Annotated in this window: 1 protein-coding gene; it reads right to left on the reverse strand. The window is 63.3% G+C overall.

Annotated elements, in window-relative coordinates; genetic code table 11:
- Positions 1–472: 472 nt before the first annotated feature.
- Complete coding sequence (locus EH240_RS36880; protein ID WP_125007230.1) at positions 473–1504, reverse strand: IS110 family RNA-guided transposase; 1032 nt, start codon at positions 1502–1504, stop codon at positions 473–475.
- Positions 1505–1634: the final 130 nt, after the last annotated feature.

Genomic DNA, 1634 nt, shown 5'->3' on the forward strand with positions numbered 1-1634 from the left:
CTTCTCTATTCGGCGCGTTGAAGTCAAGCGCTTCTCGAGCTTTCCGCCTCTCCGGCGTGTGATGTCTTTCGCGGGGTCATGCTTCTCTACGGGATCGGCTCTCAGGCCCTCGCCATGATGGGGATTCAGAAGAATGAGGCGGAACAATCTGTTGAGCGTCCTGATCGGGTGATGCGATCGGTACCAAGCGCCGTGCGAACTCACCTCATCCTCGTCCCGCGAAGGACAGCTTTCCACCGGCCAGGTGGAACTGGTGTTGCCCCCCCGGCTGTCGGGGGGCGATGGTTATCCGATTTGCTCCGTCATTCCCCTGTCTTCCTGTTCGGCCGATTGGCGACCATTTCCTCTTCCCGGCCCTTGGTTTCGCGCCGCGCGCAGTGGACAGTCAAAGGGTGGACCGTCAGGTCCATCGCGACGCGACTTGCCTTGACGGACACGAGCACGGTGGCATGCTGACAATGGTCGGATGCGGTCAGGCGGCGACCGGCATGATTTCCGTCCTGGTCCAGCGGAACTGCGTGCCGTCGCGCCACATCCGGTGCATGATCACCGCCAGCCGGCGGGCAAGCGCGACGATGGCCTTCTGCCGGCCGCGCCGCTTGGCGACGTTCATCGCCCAGGCTTTCAGCCAGGACCATTTCGTCACCCGCGTCAGCAGGACCTCCGCGGCCTCGTAGAGCAGCGTGCGCATCATGGCGTCGCCGCATAACGAGATCCCGCCGAGGCGGCGGCTTTCGCCCGATTCATGGAGCGCCGGCGTCAGGCCCAGAATCGGCCCGACCGCCTTCGAGGAGCGGAAGCGGGCCGGGATGTCGATCGTCGCCGTATAGGCCAGCGACACGACCGGGCCGACACCGGGGATCGACATCAGCCGGCGGCAGACCTGATCATCCCGGACGATCGCCAGAAGCTTGCGGTGCAGGGCGGCAAAATTCTGGCGCAGCTTGGCACGCGCGTCGAGCAGCGGTTCAACGATCTCGGCCAGATCGGGCATGCCATCGGTGAGCGCGCGGATGCGTGCCTCGAAGCCGACCTCGCCGACCTTGAGGCCGAAATTGCGCAACAGCCCGCGGATGTCGTTCTCAAAGGCGATCGCCTTGTCCTGCAACAGCTTGCGCGCGGTCAGCAGCGCCCGGCGCTTCTGGCTCGTCAGGGTCTTGACATGCACCGGGCGAAACAGGTTGACCCGCATCATCTGGGCAATGCCGCGGGCATCGTTGCGATCGGTCTTGTTCGGCTGCGCCTTCAGAAATGCTTTGACGTGACGCGTCTCGATGCAGACCACCGGCAGGCCGGCTTCGGCCAGGCCGCTGAACAGCCACTGCGACAACGGCCCGGCTTCAAGCCCGATCCGCTCAAAGTTCCAGGCGGGATCCTTGAGCACCCGCGCAAGATCCTCCGGATGACTGGGATCCTTCATCTCGCGGCACACCATGCCGGTTTCGTCGACGATGCATACTGCGGTCTCTTTCACCGAGACGTCCAATCCTGCATAATGTTTCATGCTGCGCTTCCTCCTTCTGATGCTTGTGGCTGCTTCCACGCAGACCACGTCTGATCATCAGCCCGAAGCGCAGCACCCTCATGGCATCATCGCTGAAAGATGAGGCTCAAGCCGAATACCCCATCTGTTG

Source organism: Mesorhizobium tamadayense (assembly GCF_003863365.1).
GTDB lineage: Bacteria > Pseudomonadota > Alphaproteobacteria > Rhizobiales > Rhizobiaceae > Mesorhizobium > Mesorhizobium tamadayense.